Origin of the sequence: Dysgonomonas sp. Shenzhen-Wh21 (assembly GCF_043392705.1) — a bacterium.
In the GTDB taxonomy this organism is placed as follows: Bacteria; Bacteroidota; Bacteroidia; order Bacteroidales; family Dysgonomonadaceae; genus Dysgonomonas.
Genome location: NZ_JAIXHZ010000042.1, coordinates 12,197 through 30,512, shown reverse-complemented (window position 1 = coordinate 30,512; position 18,316 = coordinate 12,197). Strand labels below are relative to the sequence as shown.

The window sequence follows — 18,316 nt, the reverse complement described above, 5'->3', positions numbered from 1 at the left end:
GCTCCAAAGTTTTCGGTGGCGTTCTTTATAAGCATCCTTTCTTCTATCGGTATACCGCTTACATTTAACTTTATCGGAGAGTTTACAATAATGTTTGGATTGTATCAGGTAAGTCTCTGGTTCGCCCTAACAATAGGAACCGCATTGTTCCTTGGAGCGCTGTTCATGTTGAGAATGTATCAGCAGGTGATGTTAGGAGAACCGTCTGTGAATCCGTTCAGGGATTTGTCGAAGACCGAAACGGTAGTTTTCGCCTTAATAATAGGAGTACTTATATTTTTCGGGGTGTATGTGAAGCCGGTTACAGACTTGGTGTCTACAAGCCTGACAGAAATAGTAATGTATATTAACAGATAAAAATAGCCAGATATATAATGAGTACATTGATAGCCATCTCAGCATTAGGTATAATCTGCCTTTTATTAGAGATATTCAATTTGAGAAAAATCCTTATACCAGTTACACTTATCGGACTGATTGCTGTATTGGGGTTGACTGTTACCGAGTTTTACTTAGGACAATCTTTCCTTGGTACGGATAAGTACAATATGTTGGTATCAACAGGATTTTCGCAAGGATTCTCTATCCTGTTTATTATTCTTGCTGTACTGATTCTTGCGATGAGTCCCAAGTTTTATCAAGACAGAATAGATAAGATTGCCGACTATGTAGCCCTCAAGGTCTTTCTTGTGGCCGGAGCTGTGGCTATGGTCTCTTTCGGAAACTTCATTATGTTTTTCGTGGGACTTGAGGTATTGTCTATTGCTGCTTATATTTTGGCAGCCAGCGATCCGAAGAACTTGAGAAGTAACGAGGCGGGTATGAAGTATTTCATTATGGGTGCATTTGCGTCCAGCTTTATTCTGTTTGGTATTGCTCTCATATATGGCGCATTTGGTTCGTTCGATATTGCTACAGTTGCTATTGCATCTACTGCTCAGGCAGGATCTTTACCTATATGGTTTAGTCTTGGTTTTGTGATGTTGACTGTCGGTTTGATGTTTAAAGCATCTATCGTACCATTCCATTTTTGGGCACCTGATGTTTACGAAGGCTCACCTACACTTTCTACCGCTCTGATGAGCACCTTAGTGAAGGTGGCTGCAATAGGAGCATTGTTTAAGGTAGTAACAATATTGTCTGTTGCGGTAACACCTGTATATCAGATCGTACTGATCGTCTTGTCTATATTGACAATGACAGTAGGAAACGTAACAGCAATGAAGCAGAAAAACATAAAGCGTATGATGGCCTATTCGGGGATATCACATGCCGGATTTATGATGATGACCTTACTAGCGATTGGCACATCTGCAAATACAGTATTGTATTATGCAGCAGCATACAGCTTGGCGGGGATTGCAGCCTTCGCTGTAATACTTGGTGTTTGCCGGGGAAAAGACAATGAGGATATGACAAACTTCTTTGGCTTGGTGAAACGTCAGCCGGTGTTGACCGCAATCTTTATTTGCGCATTGTTGTCATTAAGTGGAATTCCTGTTTTTGCAGGTTTCTTTGCTAAGTTCTTTGTGTTTGATCAGATGTTACAATCAGGACACTTAGTTCTTGTTATATTCGGTATTATAAATTCGATTATAGCAGTGTTCTATTATCTGGGAGTAGCAAATATAATGATTACCAAAGAAAGCGAGACAGAAGAGCCTCTACGAGTTCCTTTCGAATATAAAGCTGTAGCTGTAATTGCTATATCTTTGAATTTATTACTTGGAATTTTCCCTTCTGTAATTATGGGTCTGAACTTATAATTAGATAAGATATAAAAAATAAAAAAGAGCAGATCTGACGGTCTGCTCTTTTTTGTATTGATATTTTTCTCTTCTATTCCGCTTTTATCCCCTTCGCTATAAACCTTATGATGCAATAAGCAATATAAATAAATACAAGATACATTATCAATCCTGTATGATGCAGATAGATAACAGCGAATGTAGCCATTAGTATACATGCCGTAAGTGATAATCCTTGCCACAAACGGGTAAGAATATCTAATTTTTGTCCCCATACATTCGGACGGAATACCCAGTTGATAGGTACAACGAAGGCATTCAACAACAGTATCGAGTAAGACATGTATTCATACTTCACATCATTGATGATGCAGAGTATTGCTGTTAAACCTATCATTGCTCCATAATATAACTTACCATAGTTGGTACTTGCACTTGTGGGCATGTCTGTTGCCATAAATATAGTACCCAGCAATAAGCCTCCCAGAGAGAATTGTATTGTATATTCGGTCAGATTAGACACGGTAAGAAGCAATACTGTGAAAGCGGCTAATAAAGCAAATGGTATATGCCATGAGATCCTTTGTCTAATCAACAAGAATAAACCGCCTAGTACCAAAAAGAATATCGAATATTCACCTATTGCTCCCGATGCTTTATAAAATAATTGGTTTATAAAACTGTCGTTAAATATATTGAGCTCACTTATATTCACCGCTGTCTTGTCGTACCAAATAGTGCGTGAAGCCATCACAGCGGGAAAGAATACAGTCATAAACTCTCGTCCGATGAGGGCAGGATTGAATATATTGCGTCCTAAGCCACCCCAGAGTAGTTTTCCGAACAGAACAGCCATGCTTCCTCCGAATGCAACGACATAGAGAGGAGTGAAAGGCGCTATTGTGAATGCAAGCAAAATCCCCGAAATAATAGCTGACCCATCAGAAAGAGATTCCGTGTTTTTGGAAAAGATAATAGAGAATAGGAATTCTGTTAATAACGCACTTCCTACTGCCACCAAGATTACCATGACAGGTACAAACCCGAATGCCAAATACGACATGGCTATACATGGGAGCAATGCTAAAATAACATCTGCCATCACACGGCTGGTGCTGTCACTTTTCCTTATAAAGGGTGCAAATATTGTTTTATCTGATTGCATTTGCTAGTTCTTTAAGTTTTACTTTTCCTTCTTTTATGCTTTCTATAAGCGGCACATTACTTGGGCAGATGTATTCGCAAGCTGCGCATTCGATGCAACTGCTAATACTGTATTTCTCAAGATTGAAGTATTTCTTCTTTCTATAGTTTTCTTCAAACTTCATTGGCATCAACCGCATGGGGCATACATCGACGCAATAACCACACGAGATACAATTACTCCGTTTTACTTCTTCTTTCTTTAGGAATAGTATTCCCGATGCACCTTTGGTTACAGGTATCGACAGGTCTTGTATTGCCTTTCCCATCATCGGGCCTCCCTGTATGATGGTATTCCCCAAAGTTTCTATCCCTAGCGATTTTGTGATATGTCGTATCGGTGTTCCTATTTTCACTTCGTAATTGCCATAATTAGTAGATCGCTCACCTGAGATTGTTATTATTCGGCTGATAACAGGCTTGTGATTTACTACCGCCTGATAAACAGAGTAGATAGTACCAATATTACTCACTATAATTCCCGCTTCGGCAGGTCGCTTCGATCTTGGTAGTTCAATGCCTGTGGCAGACTTTATTAATTGCAGCTCGCCACCTTGAGGGTACTGATCGGGCAATAATATTGCTTTGTAGCCTTTATGTTCTTCTTGTTGCAGATATGGAGCAAATACTTTTAAAAGTTCTCTATTCTGATGCTCTATACCAATGATAACATTGTCGGCATTGAGTATCTTTTTTATGATATCAATTCCTTTAAATAGCTCTTCGGTACGCTCTGCCATCAGTGAATAATCTGATGTAAGATATGGTTCGCACTCTGCACCGTTTACAATAAAGGTATGTATCTTATGCTCCCCAACACTGTATTTTATAGCTGTCGGAAATTGAGCGCCACCTTGTCCTACTATACCCGCATCCTTAATTCGCTCTATCAACTCTTCGGGGCTACATTGGTTGTAATCTTTGTACGAAATGTTGTTTACTTCCTCGTCCTTATAGTCGTTCTGGATAACGATGGTTTTTACAGAAGAGCCATCTGCAAAAGGATAGTCTTTTGTTTCCAAAATCACGCCCGATACCGGTGCATGTACTTTGGTCGCAAACTTATCCTTTACTTCTCCTATCAATTGATATTTCTTGATCTTATCGCCAACATTGACAACAGGAGTAGGAGCACAGCCTAAATATTCTGCGAGGGGAATGTATAGAAAAGGAGCATCTTCAATAGCTTGAATACGCTTCTTCTTGGTTTTCCCTTTCATCGAAAGTATGTGCATTATCATAGCTTTTGTTATTTTAATTTGAAATAACTATCTGAAATCTTGAGTGTATATAATATTGTTATAACTATCGAGCATAAAACCTTTTATGTTGTAATGTTCCGATAGTAGATCAATCTTTTTTAAGAATCCTTCTGCCGACTCGTTAAACAGTGCAGTAGAGATCATATCGCCTATCATACAATTGTCGCTGATAATTCCCACCTGCTTGTTTGCCGACGGAAAACCCGTAATAGGATTTAGTATATGTCCATATTCTTTAGCTTCTATACTTACAAACGTTTTGGACTGAGATGATGTCGAATACGCCTGATTTGCAATGTTTAACTTGAATAAAACTTCTTCCGTTTGGGGATGCCTCACCATGACTTGCCATCGTGGGTGCGATTCGTTATTTATTGCCATTATCGTACTGCCTCCGGCATTAACTATCGCATCATTTATATCCAATTCAAGCATTCTTTCAGTCAGACGATCTACAGCATAGGCTTTAATGAACGAGCCTGTAATGATTTCCTGTCCTTTTTTTATCCTGACTTTTTTTCCATTTATCTCTATGTGCCTATAATCAATCAGCTTTTTTGCATCTTCTATTTCTTTGATTGAGGGTATTTGCCGTTGCTCATCTTTATAGAATCCCCACAGCCTAATAAGTGGCATGACTGTAATGTCATAAGTCCCATTAAAGAAATCTGAGATTGTGATTGCCTGATTTAATATATTTACAGTTTCCTCATCAACATCTACAAAGCTGCCACTGTTCTTATTTATTGTGTCGAAATAAGAACCTGCTTGATACGAATTGTATTTCTTATCCACATGTTCGAGAATCGCAAATAATTCATCAAATATGCTTTCTTCGTAAAAAGCAGATAGCTTGATTTTTATATGCGAATGGAATAAGAATCGGGTCTGGGCTTTGTATAATAATTCCATTTACAGGTTTACTCTGTTCCTGACGACTCTTCGGGTGTTGCTTTTTCTATAACGGTTTGCTTGACTTCCTCTACCTTTTTTTCTTCCGTCTGGTTTTCCTTTTTACTCTCTACAGCTGTTGCTGATTTTTTTGTCTGGGGTGTGGTAGAAGCTTTAGGCTTCACATCTTCTGCTTTTTTCTTATCAGTTGATACTTTGGCCGGAGCAGTTAAACTCTTTACCTCTTCTTTTATCGGCTGCTCTTCGGTTTTGGGTTCGTCTGCAGGGGGTAAGACGATGGGCTGCTCAACTTCTTTTGTATTCTTTTCTTTTTCTTCTTTGGCTTTTTCTTCAGTATTAGCGGCATTTACTTTATAGCCCCAAATTACTAATAGAACTCCAAATAAAAAAAGGCCGGTTTTTTTCAATATCTGAACAATATTATTTATGCCTTTAACTATTTTATAACTTTATACAAAAATAAATTATTAGTCTGATCTGATAAAAAAGATTAACTATTTATAGCATTTATAATATTAAGTACAGAAAAGAGAAAAAATAGTGTATTTTTGTGACGCTGAAATATTAGTACTGTTATGAAAAAAGCTGCAATCTTAACAATTTTCTGTGTCTGTTTTTTATCCGAGATATTTGCTATTTCTCATTCAGACGGTGACGTAAATAAACTGACTTTATCATGTTACTCGTTGAAGAATGAAAAGATAGGCCATTTAGCTTCCGATATCAGTAACTTTATTTTTCGCAGGAAAAACGGATATCTTTGGCCGGTAACCAAAATTTTGTTTTCGAAAGATAAAGGCGTGTTGAAACTGGATATTACAGCTCTCGATAATGAATGGAACAAAATGTATGAGCCGGGAGAAAAAACTTATGGCTACTTCATTATGACGAATCGTATATTTATTATCTCATCTAAAGAAAACGAACAAGTGGACTTTTCCGAATATTTTGATCCTGTAGAAGATGGTGATCGTACATTCGGCAGCTCAAATTCGAAGAAAATAATAAAAAATCCGAAGTGGGTTTATATAATAGACGAAAATTGTACTTTCCCTAAACAATTGCGGGCTGCAAATTTAGAAGCGCTTGGCAGATAAATTAACCTGTTTATAATATTTTATTCTTTTGTTCCGTTCAAGCAAAAGGATTACCAAACTTATTTTTATAGTTCTAATAAACTGAGATAACATGAAATTCAAATTAAGTTTAACCTTTTCCCTTTTTTTATTTTTATATCAAACTGCTAATTCCCAGAATCAGCCACTAAAGGCTTATGGAGCGATACCAACGCAAGATCAGGTCAACTGGCAACAAATGGAATATTATATGTTCACCCATTTTGGCCCTAATACTTTTACCGATGTAGAATGGGGGAATGGAAAAGAAGACCCGAAGGTATTTAATCCTACCAATGTGGACTGTCGTCAATGGGCAGCTACAGCGAAGGCTGCAGGTATGAAAGGTATCATTATCACGGCAAAGCACCACGATGGTTTTTGTTTGTGGCCAAGTAAATATAGTACGCATACAGTAAGAGAAAGCCTTTGGAAAGATGGAAAAGGAGACTTGTTGAAAGAGCTTTCTGAAGCTTGCCGCGAATATGGTTTAAAGTTTGGAGTTTACTTGTCTCCTTGGGATCAAAATCATCCTGCTTATGGAACACCTGAGTATAATCAGGTTTTTGCAAATACATTGAATGAAGTGCTATCAGGATACGGAGAAGTATTTGAGCAGTGGTTTGATGGTGCAAACGGAGAAGGAAAAGACGGTAAAAAACAAGTTTATGATTGGAATTTATTTCACAATACAGTATATAGAAATCAACCTCAAGCTGTAATATTCAGTGATGTAGGCCCCGGCTGTCGCTGGATGGGTAATGAGCAAGGTGTTGCGGGTAAGACTAATTGGTCTACACTCAATATCAAGGGCTATGAACCGGGACGAGGCGCACCGTCTGTAGATATTTTAAATACAGGAGTGCAAGGTGGCGAGGCATGGGTTCCTGCCGAAACGGATGTTTCTATTCGTCCGGGATGGTTTTATAGCCCGTCTACAGACGATAAGGTAAAGTCGGTAGATAAATTGATGGATATATACTATACTTCTGTGGGACGAAATTCTAACTTGTTGTTGAATGTTCCTCCCGATCGCACAGGGCGTATTAATGCCAACGACTCTATTCGTTTGATGGAGTTTCGTAAAGCAAGAGAAGAATCATTTAGTAAAGATTTGATTGAAGGTGCTGAAATAAAAGCAAGTAATGTGAGAGACAACGCTGCCCAATATTCTGTTGCAAACCTGCTTGACGACAACTATAACACGTATTGGGCTACAGACGATAGTGAATTAAATCCGTCTATTGAGATTGATTTGAAACAAGCGAAGACATTCAACCGTTTGGCATTACAAGAATATATCCCATTGGGGCAAAGAGTGGCATCGTTTAGTGTAAAATATTGGGATAACGGAGTTTGGAGAGACTTGACGGATGCTACAACAATAGGCTACAAACGCATTTTGCGTTTCCCTACGATCTCTACTCAAAAACTGAAAATAAGCTTTACTGCTCTTGCTTGTCCGCTAATCAGCAAAGTAAGTTTGTATAATGCTCCCGAATCATTCTCGGCGACAGAAGCAGTAAATAAAGAAAATAATAAGAGCCTTTCTACATCTAAATGGAAATTAGTATCGCCTGTTGCTGATTTGTCGAAGATTACTGATAATGATGATAATACTTCCCTCGAAGTAAAGAAAAAGACTCCGTTGGTAATCGACTTGGGAGAAGCTGAGTTAATCAAAGGTTTCACTTATATTCCTTTCAATAAAGTACAATCATCAAATATTCTCAGATATAATTTTTATATCAGCTTAGATGGTAAAAGCTGGACACAAGTGAAGAAGAATGCTATTTTCAACAATATAGCTAACAATCCGGTAAAACAAGAAGTTACTTTGTTTGCAACGAATTCAGAAAAAGCCCGCTATATAAAATTAGAACCGATAGAGACTGTCGACTCAGGAGATAACTATTTTGTGGCAGGAATAAAACTGTTTTGATTATCTTTACGTTTTAGAAAAACAAGCCAGATAATGAGAAGTATATTATATATAATATTTTGCGCACTGTTTTTTGTCAGCTGTTCGAGTGAAGAGGAAGTGGATGGTGTACTACAGGTAACAAATGTAGACTTGTCTAGCCTCGCCGTGTATGCGGGTTCGGCTACAGGTGGAAAGCAAGTGCAATTTAATGAATTGAGAAGAACTGAGTTGGCCAATTATTTCTTTGAAGGTTCGTATAAATATGATTTATATGATAATATAAGGATTCAATTTGACAATGATAAATTGACCTATGTTGATTCTTTAGGACAAAAAAAAATAGTATCCAGCTATGTTTACGAAAAAGATTCTCTATTTATAAATAAACTTGATACGGTAAACAAGACTTGGCATAAAGTATTTGTGGCTCTTGGTAATGCTGATAACTTATATAGGGTTAAAGCTTTGGTACGTTATCGTAACGAAAGAGGTAATGATACTATACGTTTGTTTAATCAGGCTGTAAGCTTGGAGAAAACGCTCGAAATGAGAGGGCTTTCTTCACTGAGCGAGATGACAGACCCGAAAGATACCCTTGTATGGTGTAATGCAATTTATCAGTTCAAATGATTCCTAAATCTAATTTGACCGTAAGATGATTTTTTCTAAAAAACGATATATACTTTTTGTCTTATCTGCAATTTTGTTGATAGCATGCAGCAACGAAAATAAGACGGATAATATACGATACATTAGTTCCTCTATTACAGACTTTAATATCTATAAAGGTACTGTATCGGGTCCTGATACAGTTCTAACAAAGAGATTTGATCCCGCAACTGTCTTTACTAGTTTCTATGAACAATACCCTACTGATACATATATATTGTTCGATGATGATTTTGTTTATGTAAATCAGGGAGATATAGTCAAAGAACGCAGCCAGTATCGCTTCCAGAATGATACTTTGTTGTATATTACTACAGGAGGCATAGAGCAATACTATGGAAGTGGTAGTAAAAAAAATCTGAGGATAAGACAGCATTATGTAGGATATAAGAGTACAGATAAGAATATTTCACTATTTGAGGGCATACCGACAGAAAAATTCACTTTAGATGATGCTCTTAAAAGTGCCCACAAAACGAGCCTGCCTGTAGGCGATACGATTATGTGGATTACACGAGTATCACACTTTCAATAGGATATAAGTTATAAAAATATGAAAGGCTTGCACACGCAAGCCTTTTTCGTTGAAAGTGTTTTCAATAAAAATACGTACCTTTGCACAAAATTTAGAGTACAATATACAAATATGGGAAATTTAGTAGCTATAGTTGGACGTCCCAACGTGGGTAAGTCAACCCTGTTTAATCGATTGACAGAAAGTCGCCAGGCTATAGTCGATGAAACTTCGGGTACGACCCGTGACCGCCAATACGGAAAAGTAGAGTGGGGTGGTCAGGATTTTTCGCTTGTGGATACAGGTGGATGGGTTGTGAATTCTGAGGATATTTTTGAAAATGAAATAAATAAGCAAGTAGCCATTGCTATAGAAGAAGCTGATGTAATTCTGTTTATGGTGGATGTAATGAACGGACTTACAGATTTGGATTCGAGTGTTGCAAACATGCTTCGCCGCTCAAAGAAACCAATCCTACTTGTCTCCAATAAAGCAGATAATTTTAATTTGCACGCTCAGTCGGCAGAGTTCTATGCTCTCGGCTTAGGAGATCCTATTAATATTTCGGCGATCAACGGTTCGGGAACAGGAGATCTTTTGGATGTGATAATAACCAAGTTTACAAAAAAGGGAGAAGAGGAACATCTCGAAGATATACCACGTATTGCCATTGTTGGGCGACCTAATGCAGGGAAGTCGTCTTTGGTAAATGCCTTGATGGATGAGGAACGTAATATTGTAACCAATATCGCAGGCACAACACGTGATTCGATCTATACACGGTTCGATAAGTTCAATCTGGACTTTTATCTTGTAGATACTGCGGGTATTCGTAAGAAAGGAAAGGTTACCGAAGATTTGGAATACTACTCGGTGATTCGTTCCATAAAAGCGATTGAAAATTCAGACGTTTGTGTTCTGATGCTTGATGCTACGCAAGGGATAGAGAGCCAGGATATGAATATATTTTCTCTTATTCAGAAAAACCGTAAAGGGCTTGTCGTTTGTGTAAACAAATGGGATTTGGTAGAGAATAAGGAACTGGTTGTGATAAAGACTTTCGAAAATGCAATTCGGGAACGTTTAGCTCCTTTCACCGATTTTCCGATCATCTTTGCTTCGGCTATGACCAAACAACGTATTCTGAAAGTGTTAGAAACAGCTAAAGAAGTTTATGGTCGTAGAAAAACTAAGATTCCAACACATAAGCTGAATGAGATATTACTCCCTATCATAGAGCGCACTCCGCCTCCTGCGAATAAAGGAAAATATATCAAGATAAAGTATATTACGCAGTTACCTAATACACATGTTCCTACGTTTGTGTTCTTTTGTAACCTTCCTCAATGGATAAAAGACCCATACAAACGTTTTCTCGAAAATCGTATTCGTGATAATTGGGATTTGTCGGGTACTCCGATCAATATCATTATCAGAGAGAAATAAGATTTATGTATGATAGATAAACTAAATACAAAAAACTTGCAACTACAAAGATTTCTCTTTGTAGTTGTACTTTTTTGTATTGGTGCTACTATTTACTACTTTAACTACTTATTCCCTCTCCATGCCGATGATTGGGCCTATTCATTCAGAGAGGTACTGGTCGATTATGGTTTCCCTTCCAGCAATGAAAAAATAGCGAGTTTTAAAGATATACTCGAATCTCAATATGTCCATTATTTCAATTGGGGTGGACGCTCGGTTGTTCATAGCATTGCTCAATTTCTTCTGTGGATAGGTACACCTTTTAATGATATAATAAATACATTAGCTTATGTAATTCTAATCTGCTCAATGTACTTTATTTGCAATAAAGGTAAGTCAACCAACGCCTTTTTGCTGATACTGATCAGTGCATCTGTCTGGTTTCTTGTACCCCGCTTTACCTCCGATGTGTTTTGGATTACAGGAAGTGCTAACTATCTGTGGGGAACCTTACTCATTATGCTATTTATATATCCCTATGTGTCTTACTTTTTTGATGAGCGTACGGATTATAAACTTTATAAAACTGTATTGTTTTTTTTCGCAGGAATCATTGCCGGATGGACAAATGAATCTACCGCCTCAGTTGCTACATTATTGATTTTTATTTTTTGTATCTATTATAAGAGAAATTTAAAGCTTCCTAAATGGGCAATTGCAGGCTTGATTGGATTATGTCTTGGCTTTGCTCTGATGATTCTCGCACCCGGAAATTATGTTCGTGCGGCACTCGTTGCTAAGCAAAATGTGAGAGATCAGGGATTATCAATATTTGAAACTCTCTGGTCAAACTTATCTGATATGATGTCTATTCGATATTTACCCTATATGCTTCCTGTCTCGCTGCTCTTTTTATTTTTTTTATTTCTCTTTTTCAAGAGCCGAAAAAATATGGAGAAAGATCAATATAAAAAGGTTTTGTTTGCAGCTGTACTATTCTTTGTTGCAGGTCAGCTTTCTTTCTTTATAATGATTGTATCACCTGTTTTCCCTGCTTGGGCTATGTTCGGGCAGATTGTTTTTATAGTTATCGCCATTGGTCTCCTGTATGCGAATATAGAAATAAGGCACACGTTGTTCCACTATGCGAATTTGATAGCGATAATAGCATTGGTTAGTCTATATGGTGTAGATTATTATAGAAAATACCCATCAATGAAGTTAATATCGGATGTCTATCAGGCTCGGGAAGCATCCTTGAAGGAGCAGGTGGCTAATGGAATACAAGATATTGTGTTTACCGACAAGGTTGCTGTTCATAGCAAATTTCACTACGAAGACCTGAGCACAAATCCTGATCAATGGCTGAACAATAAATACGCTTTCTACTATGGTGTAAGGTCGGTAAGAGTCGTAAGGGCAGATTGAGGAGAGAAGGTCGGATACTTATCGTTGATATTATTTAATCGTTTATTGTATTTGAGGTTATATAAAAAAGAAAAGGTTGTCATCACGACAACCAATCTTTATTGTTAACCTTAAAATCTAATACTATGAAAAACACATAATATAAACGCAGGATATGCGTAAATAGTTTATTTACACTGTATTAAAAATAGTAAAATAGTTAAATAATTAGTTAATTGGAACGTCAATGCTTCCTGAAGTCCGCTCTTGTAAAGGATTCTTCAGAAATTATATTTCTACAATTTTACCTAATCTGATGTAACAAATATATCCTTTAACGTCGGTGTAGCCCATTTTACGGATCTGATCGGCATAATATTTCACCTGACGGATATATTTTTTGTCTTCCTTTTCGCCGAATTTATAATCAATTACAATAACCTCCTTGCCCTTTATCATCACACGGTCGGGACGAACAAACTTGCCTTTGGGCTGTAATATTTGTATCTCGTTCAATACCTTGTATTCACCGCTATACCACGGTGCGACCAGAGGATTGGAAAGGTATTCTTCTAGTAGTCCTATTATCTTGCTCTTATCAGTAGCAGTCACTTCTCCCGCAATGTGATATTCTTCTACAGCTTTCTGTACGTCGTCAATTGTTTTTACCTTACTCACTATTTCGTGCATCAGAGTACCATAGTCTCGCTGTCCCGTGTCTGTGAAAAAGTACTTGTTTTTCAACAATAGTTTTACTCTTTTGTCATAAGGAATACTTGATAAGCTATCTACACTGATTTCTTCTACCGATCTGTGTGTAACTTTTTTGATTGGTATATAATTTTCACCTATTTCAAAAGTCGCCGTTTCTTCATCTATGTATTGAGACAAGTCTGTGTAAGCTTGCTTGCCATCACCTACAGAGCCGCTGTTGATTGTAGCCCATACCAAAGACGATATATTATTCACTTCTTCTTTTTTCGGCTTGGGAGCATAAGCTATCAGTTCGTTTTTTGCACGAGTGAAAGCCACGTATAATACATTGATATTGTCGATAAATGCATGAAGCCGCTCATCAAAATATTCGTAAGCAAAAATGGTGTTTTTTAGCTTTTGTGAATATTTTACAGGAACGAGGTGTAGCCTGTTGAACGGTTCTGTCTGTGGGTGACACCATAGTATCGTTGTTAGTTTATGATCTATCTCCCAGTTGCAGAAGGGAATCAGTACAACATTAAAGCCCAGCCCTTTCGACTTGTGTATTGTCATAATCCGTATCGCATCTTGACCATCCGGGGTGAAAATAGTTTTATTTGTACCTGTCTCGTCCCACCACCTCAGGAATGCATCCAGATCGGAAGAGCTGCGAACCGTGAAGTCGAGCACCATGTCCAGAAACGACTGTATATATACTTGCTCATCGTTTTCCATTGCTTCACGAAACAGATTGAAGATCTCTTCTGTCATTTCATACAATGGCAGTTCTCGTATATGGCTCAGCCTGTCCTCTATCTGTTGAGGCAGATCATCTTTTGCCGAGAAGTATTTGAGCAGCGCCTCTTCGGCATTCATTTGCTTGCTGTATTTGAAATATTCGAAAACAGCCAAGGCCTTTAACGATTTATCCAAAGGATTGTGCAAATGCTTTAATAGCGCAATTATAAGTTTGATGCTCTTTGAGTTGCTTACAAACAGCGCTTCATCGGATATAATATCATAACGATATTTTGAACCCGGGTGTAGCTTTTTATATTCCAACAAGCAATTTGCTACATCTGCTCCCTCTTTCTTTGTACGTACCAGTATGGCAATATCTTTGAGGTTGTAACCTCTTTCCTGCAACTGTTCTATCTCGATAGGTAATTGCTCCAATACATAATTCTGCCATATATGCTCGTCAGTATCAATAAACTCTACTCTTACTCGCCCTTCGTTGTTTTTATGGCTTTCGGGTATCTCCTGATACAGTTCGTCGTAAGCTTTTGTTATCCGTGTGAGGAATGGCTTGAGCCTTGCATTATCAAGATCTTGCAATGATTTGTTAAATGTATCTTGCAGCAACGCCGAACCAATAGAAAATACTGCATTGTTGAAAGAAATAACATTGCGGGAGCTGCGCCAGTTAGTATCCAGCGTATCATGTTCTATGCCTTCGGTTCGGAAATCGATATCGAGTTGTTCATCCAGAAGTTTCCAGTCTGAGTTTCTCCAACGATAAATACTTTGTTTTACATCGCCTACTATGTAGTTTTTGTTTCCGCTACCGAGGCTATCTTTTACCAGAGGAAGGAAATTTTGCCACTGCATGCCCGATGTGTCTTGAAACTCGTCGATCATGTAATTGTTGATTCGTTGACCAACTTTTTCGTATATAAACGGAGATTCATTACCCTCTATGATACGGTTTAGCAGTTCGGTCGTATCCGAAATCAACATGATATTATTCTCGGTACTATATTCCCGAATTTTTTTATCTACGTCTCCCAGTATCCCTAATGTGAAGAAGTAGCGGTTTATCTCGTATGCTGTCTGATAGATTAGTGAGTTGTCATAGTGGTTTATAATGTCGCACACACAGATGTTTAGTTCGGGATATACACTTTCTATTTTATCTCGTGTTACTGAACCTGTCGTTTTGGTGTACCATCCACTAAGGTTATCGGCTAACGTGCGGAACGTATCCGTTGGTTCGGCAATCGTTCCGTTAGCCCATTTCAAGAAGTTAAGAAACGGAGAGCGGGTTCCTCCTTTAAAATCTTCACCTTTGAGCTCGAAGCGTGACATTATATTCAAGGCTTTTTCTCCGATCTGCTGCGATGCTTTCTCAAAATCCCTGATAATGGTAAACAGCATATCTTTGTAGTCGGTCATCAGCTGCTTATCTCTGATGTCTGTTTGCACCTGATTGCTGTATGCTTTGTAGCTTTCTTTAAATATTTCGGACGATAGGGATTGTATATCGTTGCGGATATTCCAGGTTTCTCCGTTTTCTACTTTTTCTTCAGAGAAACGAATCAACCAATCCAACAATAATTTATTGTCTGTCTGTTCCAGATCGTACAGCATGGAGTCGATAGCTTCACCGAGTACCTTGTTTGTATCCAGTTCTACATTGTATCCGCCACCTAAGCCTATTTCACGGGTAAAAGCCCGCATTGTTTGTTGGAAGAACTTGTCAATAGTGCTTACCGAAAAAGACGAATAATCGTGCAGGATACGCACCAGTATATCCCGAGCCTCTTTTCTTACCTGTTCTTCGTTGTATTTATATTCTTTCGAGAGAAAACTTATATGATCCGATTCCTTCCCTGTGGCGATATTTGCCAACTCTTCTATTATACGGCTTTTCATCTCGTCTGTAGCCTTATTAGTAAAGGTTACAGCGAGTATATGCCTGTATGCAAAGGGGGACGAGAAAAGCAAATTAAGATACTTCTCTGTCAGGCGGTGTGTTTTTCCCGAGCCGGCAGAGGCTTTATATACGTATAAGCTTATTTCATCATCAAATGATGCGTGATTTGACATACCCTTCTTTTTGGAGTAGTTCTAATACCTTGTTACGGAGATCTCCCTGTACAATTATCTCGTGGTCTTTTGCCGATCCGCCAACACCACATTTTACCTTTAAGAATTTACCCAACTCTTCCAGATCTTCGTTTGTCCCTACAAACCCAGTGATTAGAGTCACCGCTTTTCCTTTGCGGTTGCGCTTATCCAGCTGAATGCGTAATTGCTGTTTCTCTTTCGGGAGGGTGTCTTGTTCCTCTTCCTTGTCTGTATCATATTTGAAGTCCGGATTTGTGGAATACACAACATTCAGACGGTCTTTCCAATCATTCATATCGATGGTATTTGTTCATTACAAAAATACGGATTATTTCAGGTAGATATATAAAACTACCACTTATTCATGTGTATTTTCTTTTCGTCATACTTATCTTTTACCGAATGGTTTCCCATCGGGTAGCCTATTGGTATTACAACCAAAGGTAAAACTTGTGCGGGCATATTCGTATGCTTTATCACTGTTGCCATTCTGTCCCGATAGGGGTAAGCGGCAGTCCACACGCCCCCCAGATCCATCGCTTCGGCAGCTAGAAGAATATTTTCTGTTGCAGCCGAACAATCGAGATACCAGTACGAAGAACGTATAGTATCTCCACAAACAACAATTGCCATTGGCGCTTGAGATAGCATTTTGGCTGTAGGCAGTTCTTCTGCCATTTTATCCAATATAGCCCTGTCATTTATAATCACAAATTCCCACGGACGGGTGTCTTTTCCCGAAGGTGCAGACATGCCGGCCTTTATTAGTGACTGAACATCTTCATCCGAAACAGGTCTGTCTTTGATAAAACTGCGTACACTTTTTCTGTTATAGATTGCAGATAAGGCGGCCTCCTTTTTTGTTATTTGCTTTTCCTTTTTTTGAGAACAACTCATAAAAGTGATACTACAAATAGTTATAAGACCGAAAAGTATATACTTTTTATTCATGTTTGGCAGATGTTTTATTGTTGAAGTATTGCAAAGATATAAATTAATTTTTATGGATTTCAGCGAAAAGAAAAGGCTGAGTAATTACTTTTACTCAGCCTCTTTTATTTATTAAACGGCTTTAGACAATGCCTTGAGCCATTACGGCTTTAGCAACTTTCATAAATCCGGCTATGTTAGCACCTTTTACATAGTTTACATATCCGTCTTTTTCTGTACCGTATTTCACGCAATTTTCGTGAATATTCTGCATAATCCATTTCAGCTTCTTATCAACTTCCTCAGCAGACCAGCTTATGCGCTCCGAGTTTTGTGTCATTTCCAATCCCGAAACAGAAACTCCTCCGGCATTGGCGGCTTTTCCCGGTGCATAGAGTAGTTTCGCTTGTTGGAATACTTCTATAGCCTCAGGTGTAGATGGCATATTAGCTCCTTCCGATATTGCGATAACACCATTTGCTACGAGTTTTTTTGCATCCTCTCCGTTTATTTCATTCTGTGTTGCAGATGGTAATGCGATATCGCCTTTTTCTCCCCAAGGGCGTGCATTCGGAACGTATTTGCAGCCGTATGTTTCTGCATATTCGCTGATGCGGCCTCTGTAAAGCTCTTTCAGCTCTTTTACATACTCCAGTTTCTCGGTTGTTATTCCTTCCGGATCGTAGATGTACCCGTTAGAGTCTGATAATGTAACAGGTATTGCTCCCAGCTCTATCAGTTTTTCGCAAGTATATTGCGCTACATTTCCTGAACCTGAAACAAGACATTTTTTACCTTTTATGTCAATGTTTTTTGTTTTCAACATTTCGAGTAGGAAATATACATTTCCGTAACCTGTAGCCTCCGGGCGAATGAGCGAACCTCCGAATGTAAGCCCTTTACCTGTGAATGTTCCTGTAAATTCACGAGCCAATTTGCGGTACATTCCGAAGAAATAACCTACTTCGCGACCGCCTACGCCTATATCTCCTGCCGGGACGTCTGTGTCAGGGCCAATGTTGCGCCAAAGTTCGAGCATAAAAGCCTGACAGAAGCGCATGATTTCTGCGGTAGATTTCCCTTTGGGACTAAAGTCTGAACCTCCCTTTGCTCCTCCCATAGGAAGCGTAGTAAGTGAGTTTTTAAACGTTTGCTCAAAAGCAAGGAACTTCAATATAGACGGATTTACAGAGGCGTGTAAGCGTAAGCCGCCTTTGTATGGGCCTATGGCATTGCAATGTTGTATGCGGTATCCCATGTTGGTATGTGTGTTGCCTTTGTCGTCAACCCACGTTACACGGAAAGAAAAGATACGATCAGGAATGCATAGTCTTTCTATTAAGTTTGCCTTCTCAAATTCAGGGTGTTGATTGTAAATCTCCTCAATGGATTCTAATACTTCCTGAACAGCCTGAAGATACTCAGGTTCGTTCGGAAATCTGCGTTTTAAGTCTTGTAATACTAATTCTACCTTCATTATAAAAAATGGATTTTGATTTATGGATGCCACAAATATATGAAAAAAATGTCTATTTGTTAAAAAATATAACATAAACGTGACAGTTTTTCAAAATAGAAGGATTGAGATAAATAAATTTACCTCATATAATACCGTCTCGAATGTTTTTAATATTGTTTTTTTCTTATTTTTGTGATGA

The 18,316-nt window shown here is 38.3% G+C and carries 16 protein-coding genes; 8 read left to right on the top strand and 8 right to left on the bottom strand.

Going from position 1 to position 18,316, the window contains the following annotated elements; translation table 11 throughout:
• Both LDB17_RS02625 and LDB17_RS02620 read left to right on the top strand, forming a co-directional pair.
• Positions 1–357, top strand: a 357-nt coding sequence (locus LDB17_RS02625; RefSeq protein ID WP_393924870.1) for a proton-conducting transporter membrane subunit, incomplete at its 5' end; no start/stop codon positions are given.
• Between the two features lie 17 nt (positions 358–374).
• A complete protein-coding gene (locus tag LDB17_RS02620; RefSeq protein ID WP_135104847.1) occupies positions 375–1,766 on the top strand; it encodes an NADH-quinone oxidoreductase subunit N in 1,392 nt (463 codons plus the stop codon).
• A 73-nt stretch (positions 1,767–1,839) separates the two neighbouring features.
• Here the strand turns inward: LDB17_RS02620 and LDB17_RS02615 are convergent, their stop codons facing one another.
• From LDB17_RS02615 to LDB17_RS02600, 4 genes are read right to left on the bottom strand one after another with little or no spacing between them, the layout of a single operon-like run.
• The gene (locus LDB17_RS02615; protein WP_252638627.1) at positions 1,840–2,913 is read right to left on the bottom strand and encodes an RnfABCDGE type electron transport complex subunit D; all 1,074 of its coding nucleotides are present in this window, start codon (positions 2,911–2,913) and stop codon (positions 1,840–1,842) included.
• The gene (gene rsxC, locus LDB17_RS02610) at positions 2,900–4,192 is read right to left on the bottom strand and encodes an electron transport complex subunit RsxC (RefSeq protein ID WP_252638628.1); all 1,293 of its coding nucleotides are present in this window, start codon (positions 4,190–4,192) and stop codon (positions 2,900–2,902) included. Before rsxC ends, LDB17_RS02615 begins: the two co-directional genes overlap by 14 nt.
• A 27-nt stretch (positions 4,193–4,219) precedes the next feature.
• Complete coding sequence (locus LDB17_RS02605) at positions 4,220–5,125, bottom strand: FAD:protein FMN transferase (protein WP_252638630.1); 906 nt, start codon at positions 5,123–5,125, stop codon at positions 4,220–4,222.
• Positions 5,126–5,133: 8 nt separating this feature from the next.
• On the bottom strand, positions 5,134–5,532 hold the full coding sequence (locus LDB17_RS02600; RefSeq protein WP_252638633.1) for a hypothetical protein: 399 nt from the start codon (positions 5,530–5,532) through the stop codon (positions 5,134–5,136).
• A 168-nt stretch (positions 5,533–5,700) separates the two neighbouring features.
• Between LDB17_RS02600 and LDB17_RS02595 the strand changes: the two genes are divergently transcribed.
• The 6 genes from LDB17_RS02595 (at position 5,701) to LDB17_RS02570 (ending at position 12,203) form a co-directional block, all read left to right on the top strand.
• Complete coding sequence (locus tag LDB17_RS02595; protein ID WP_252638635.1) at positions 5,701–6,222, top strand: hypothetical protein; 522 nt, start codon at positions 5,701–5,703, stop codon at positions 6,220–6,222.
• Positions 6,223–6,313: 91 nt separating this feature from the next.
• Positions 6,314–8,182, top strand: a complete 1,869-nt coding sequence (locus tag LDB17_RS02590) for an alpha-L-fucosidase (protein WP_252638636.1) — start codon at positions 6,314–6,316, stop codon at positions 8,180–8,182.
• A gap of 33 nt (positions 8,183–8,215) precedes the next feature.
• Entirely contained in the window at positions 8,216–8,794 is a 579-nt protein-coding gene (locus LDB17_RS02585; RefSeq protein WP_252638638.1) for a hypothetical protein, read from the top strand.
• A gap of 25 nt (positions 8,795–8,819) precedes the next feature.
• Positions 8,820–9,368: a hypothetical protein gene (locus tag LDB17_RS02580; RefSeq protein WP_252638639.1), complete on the top strand. Its 549-nt coding sequence runs from the start codon at positions 8,820–8,822 to the stop codon at positions 9,366–9,368.
• 111 nt (positions 9,369–9,479) lie between these two features.
• Entirely contained in the window at positions 9,480–10,793 is a 1,314-nt protein-coding gene (der, locus tag LDB17_RS02575) for a ribosome biogenesis GTPase Der (RefSeq protein WP_252638640.1), read from the top strand.
• Positions 10,794–10,802: 9 nt separating this feature from the next.
• Positions 10,803–12,203 (top strand): DUF6056 family protein, encoded by a 1,401-nt coding sequence (locus tag LDB17_RS02570; RefSeq protein WP_252638641.1) that lies wholly within the window; start codon positions 10,803–10,805, stop codon positions 12,201–12,203.
• 267 nt (positions 12,204–12,470) lie between these two features.
• Here LDB17_RS02570 and LDB17_RS02565 read toward each other — a convergent pair whose 3' ends face one another.
• From LDB17_RS02565 to LDB17_RS02550, 4 genes are all read right to left on the bottom strand, one after another.
• Complete coding sequence (locus LDB17_RS02565) at positions 12,471–15,707, bottom strand: exodeoxyribonuclease V subunit beta (protein ID WP_252638642.1); 3,237 nt, start codon at positions 15,705–15,707, stop codon at positions 12,471–12,473.
• Entirely contained in the window at positions 15,685–16,029 is a 345-nt protein-coding gene (locus LDB17_RS02560) for a translation initiation factor (protein ID WP_252638664.1), read from the bottom strand. The genes LDB17_RS02565 and LDB17_RS02560 overlap by 23 nt, the downstream gene beginning before the upstream one ends.
• Positions 16,030–16,079: 50 nt before the next feature.
• On the bottom strand, positions 16,080–16,679 hold the full coding sequence (locus LDB17_RS02555; protein ID WP_252638643.1) for a nitroreductase family protein: 600 nt from the start codon (positions 16,677–16,679) through the stop codon (positions 16,080–16,082).
• Between the two features lie 121 nt (positions 16,680–16,800).
• Positions 16,801–18,135, bottom strand: coding sequence for an NADP-specific glutamate dehydrogenase (locus LDB17_RS02550; protein WP_135104861.1), 1,335 nt, complete (start codon positions 18,133–18,135; stop codon positions 16,801–16,803).
• Between the last annotated feature and the right edge of the window lie 181 nt (positions 18,136–18,316).

Bases quoted from the DNA above. Each gene is read 5' to 3' on its own strand.
- LDB17_RS02620 (WP_135104847.1), top strand. From the start codon at position 375: ATGAGTACATTGATAGCCATCTCAGCATTAGGTATAATCTGCCTTTTA.
- LDB17_RS02615 (WP_252638627.1), bottom strand. From the start codon at position 2,913: ATGCAATCAGATAAAACAATATTTGCACCCTTTATAAGGAAAAGTGAC.
- rsxC (WP_252638628.1), bottom strand. From the start codon at position 4,192: ATGATAATGCACATACTTTCGATGAAAGGGAAAACCAAGAAGAAGCGT.
- LDB17_RS02605 (WP_252638630.1), bottom strand. From the start codon at position 5,125: ATGGAATTATTATACAAAGCCCAGACCCGATTCTTATTCCATTCGCAT.
- LDB17_RS02595 (WP_252638635.1), top strand. From the start codon at position 5,701: ATGAAAAAAGCTGCAATCTTAACAATTTTCTGTGTCTGTTTTTTATCC.
- LDB17_RS02590 (WP_252638636.1), top strand. From the start codon at position 6,314: ATGAAATTCAAATTAAGTTTAACCTTTTCCCTTTTTTTATTTTTATAT.
- LDB17_RS02585 (WP_252638638.1), top strand. From the start codon at position 8,216: ATGAGAAGTATATTATATATAATATTTTGCGCACTGTTTTTTGTCAGC.
- LDB17_RS02580 (WP_252638639.1), top strand. From the start codon at position 8,820: ATGATTTTTTCTAAAAAACGATATATACTTTTTGTCTTATCTGCAATT.
- der (WP_252638640.1), top strand. From the start codon at position 9,480: ATGGGAAATTTAGTAGCTATAGTTGGACGTCCCAACGTGGGTAAGTCA.
- LDB17_RS02570 (WP_252638641.1), top strand. From the start codon at position 10,803: ATGATAGATAAACTAAATACAAAAAACTTGCAACTACAAAGATTTCTC.
- LDB17_RS02565 (WP_252638642.1), bottom strand. From the start codon at position 15,707: ATGTCAAATCACGCATCATTTGATGATGAAATAAGCTTATACGTATAT.
- LDB17_RS02555 (WP_252638643.1), bottom strand. From the start codon at position 16,679: ATGAATAAAAAGTATATACTTTTCGGTCTTATAACTATTTGTAGTATC.
- LDB17_RS02550 (WP_135104861.1), bottom strand. From the start codon at position 18,135: ATGAAGGTAGAATTAGTATTACAAGACTTAAAACGCAGATTTCCGAAC.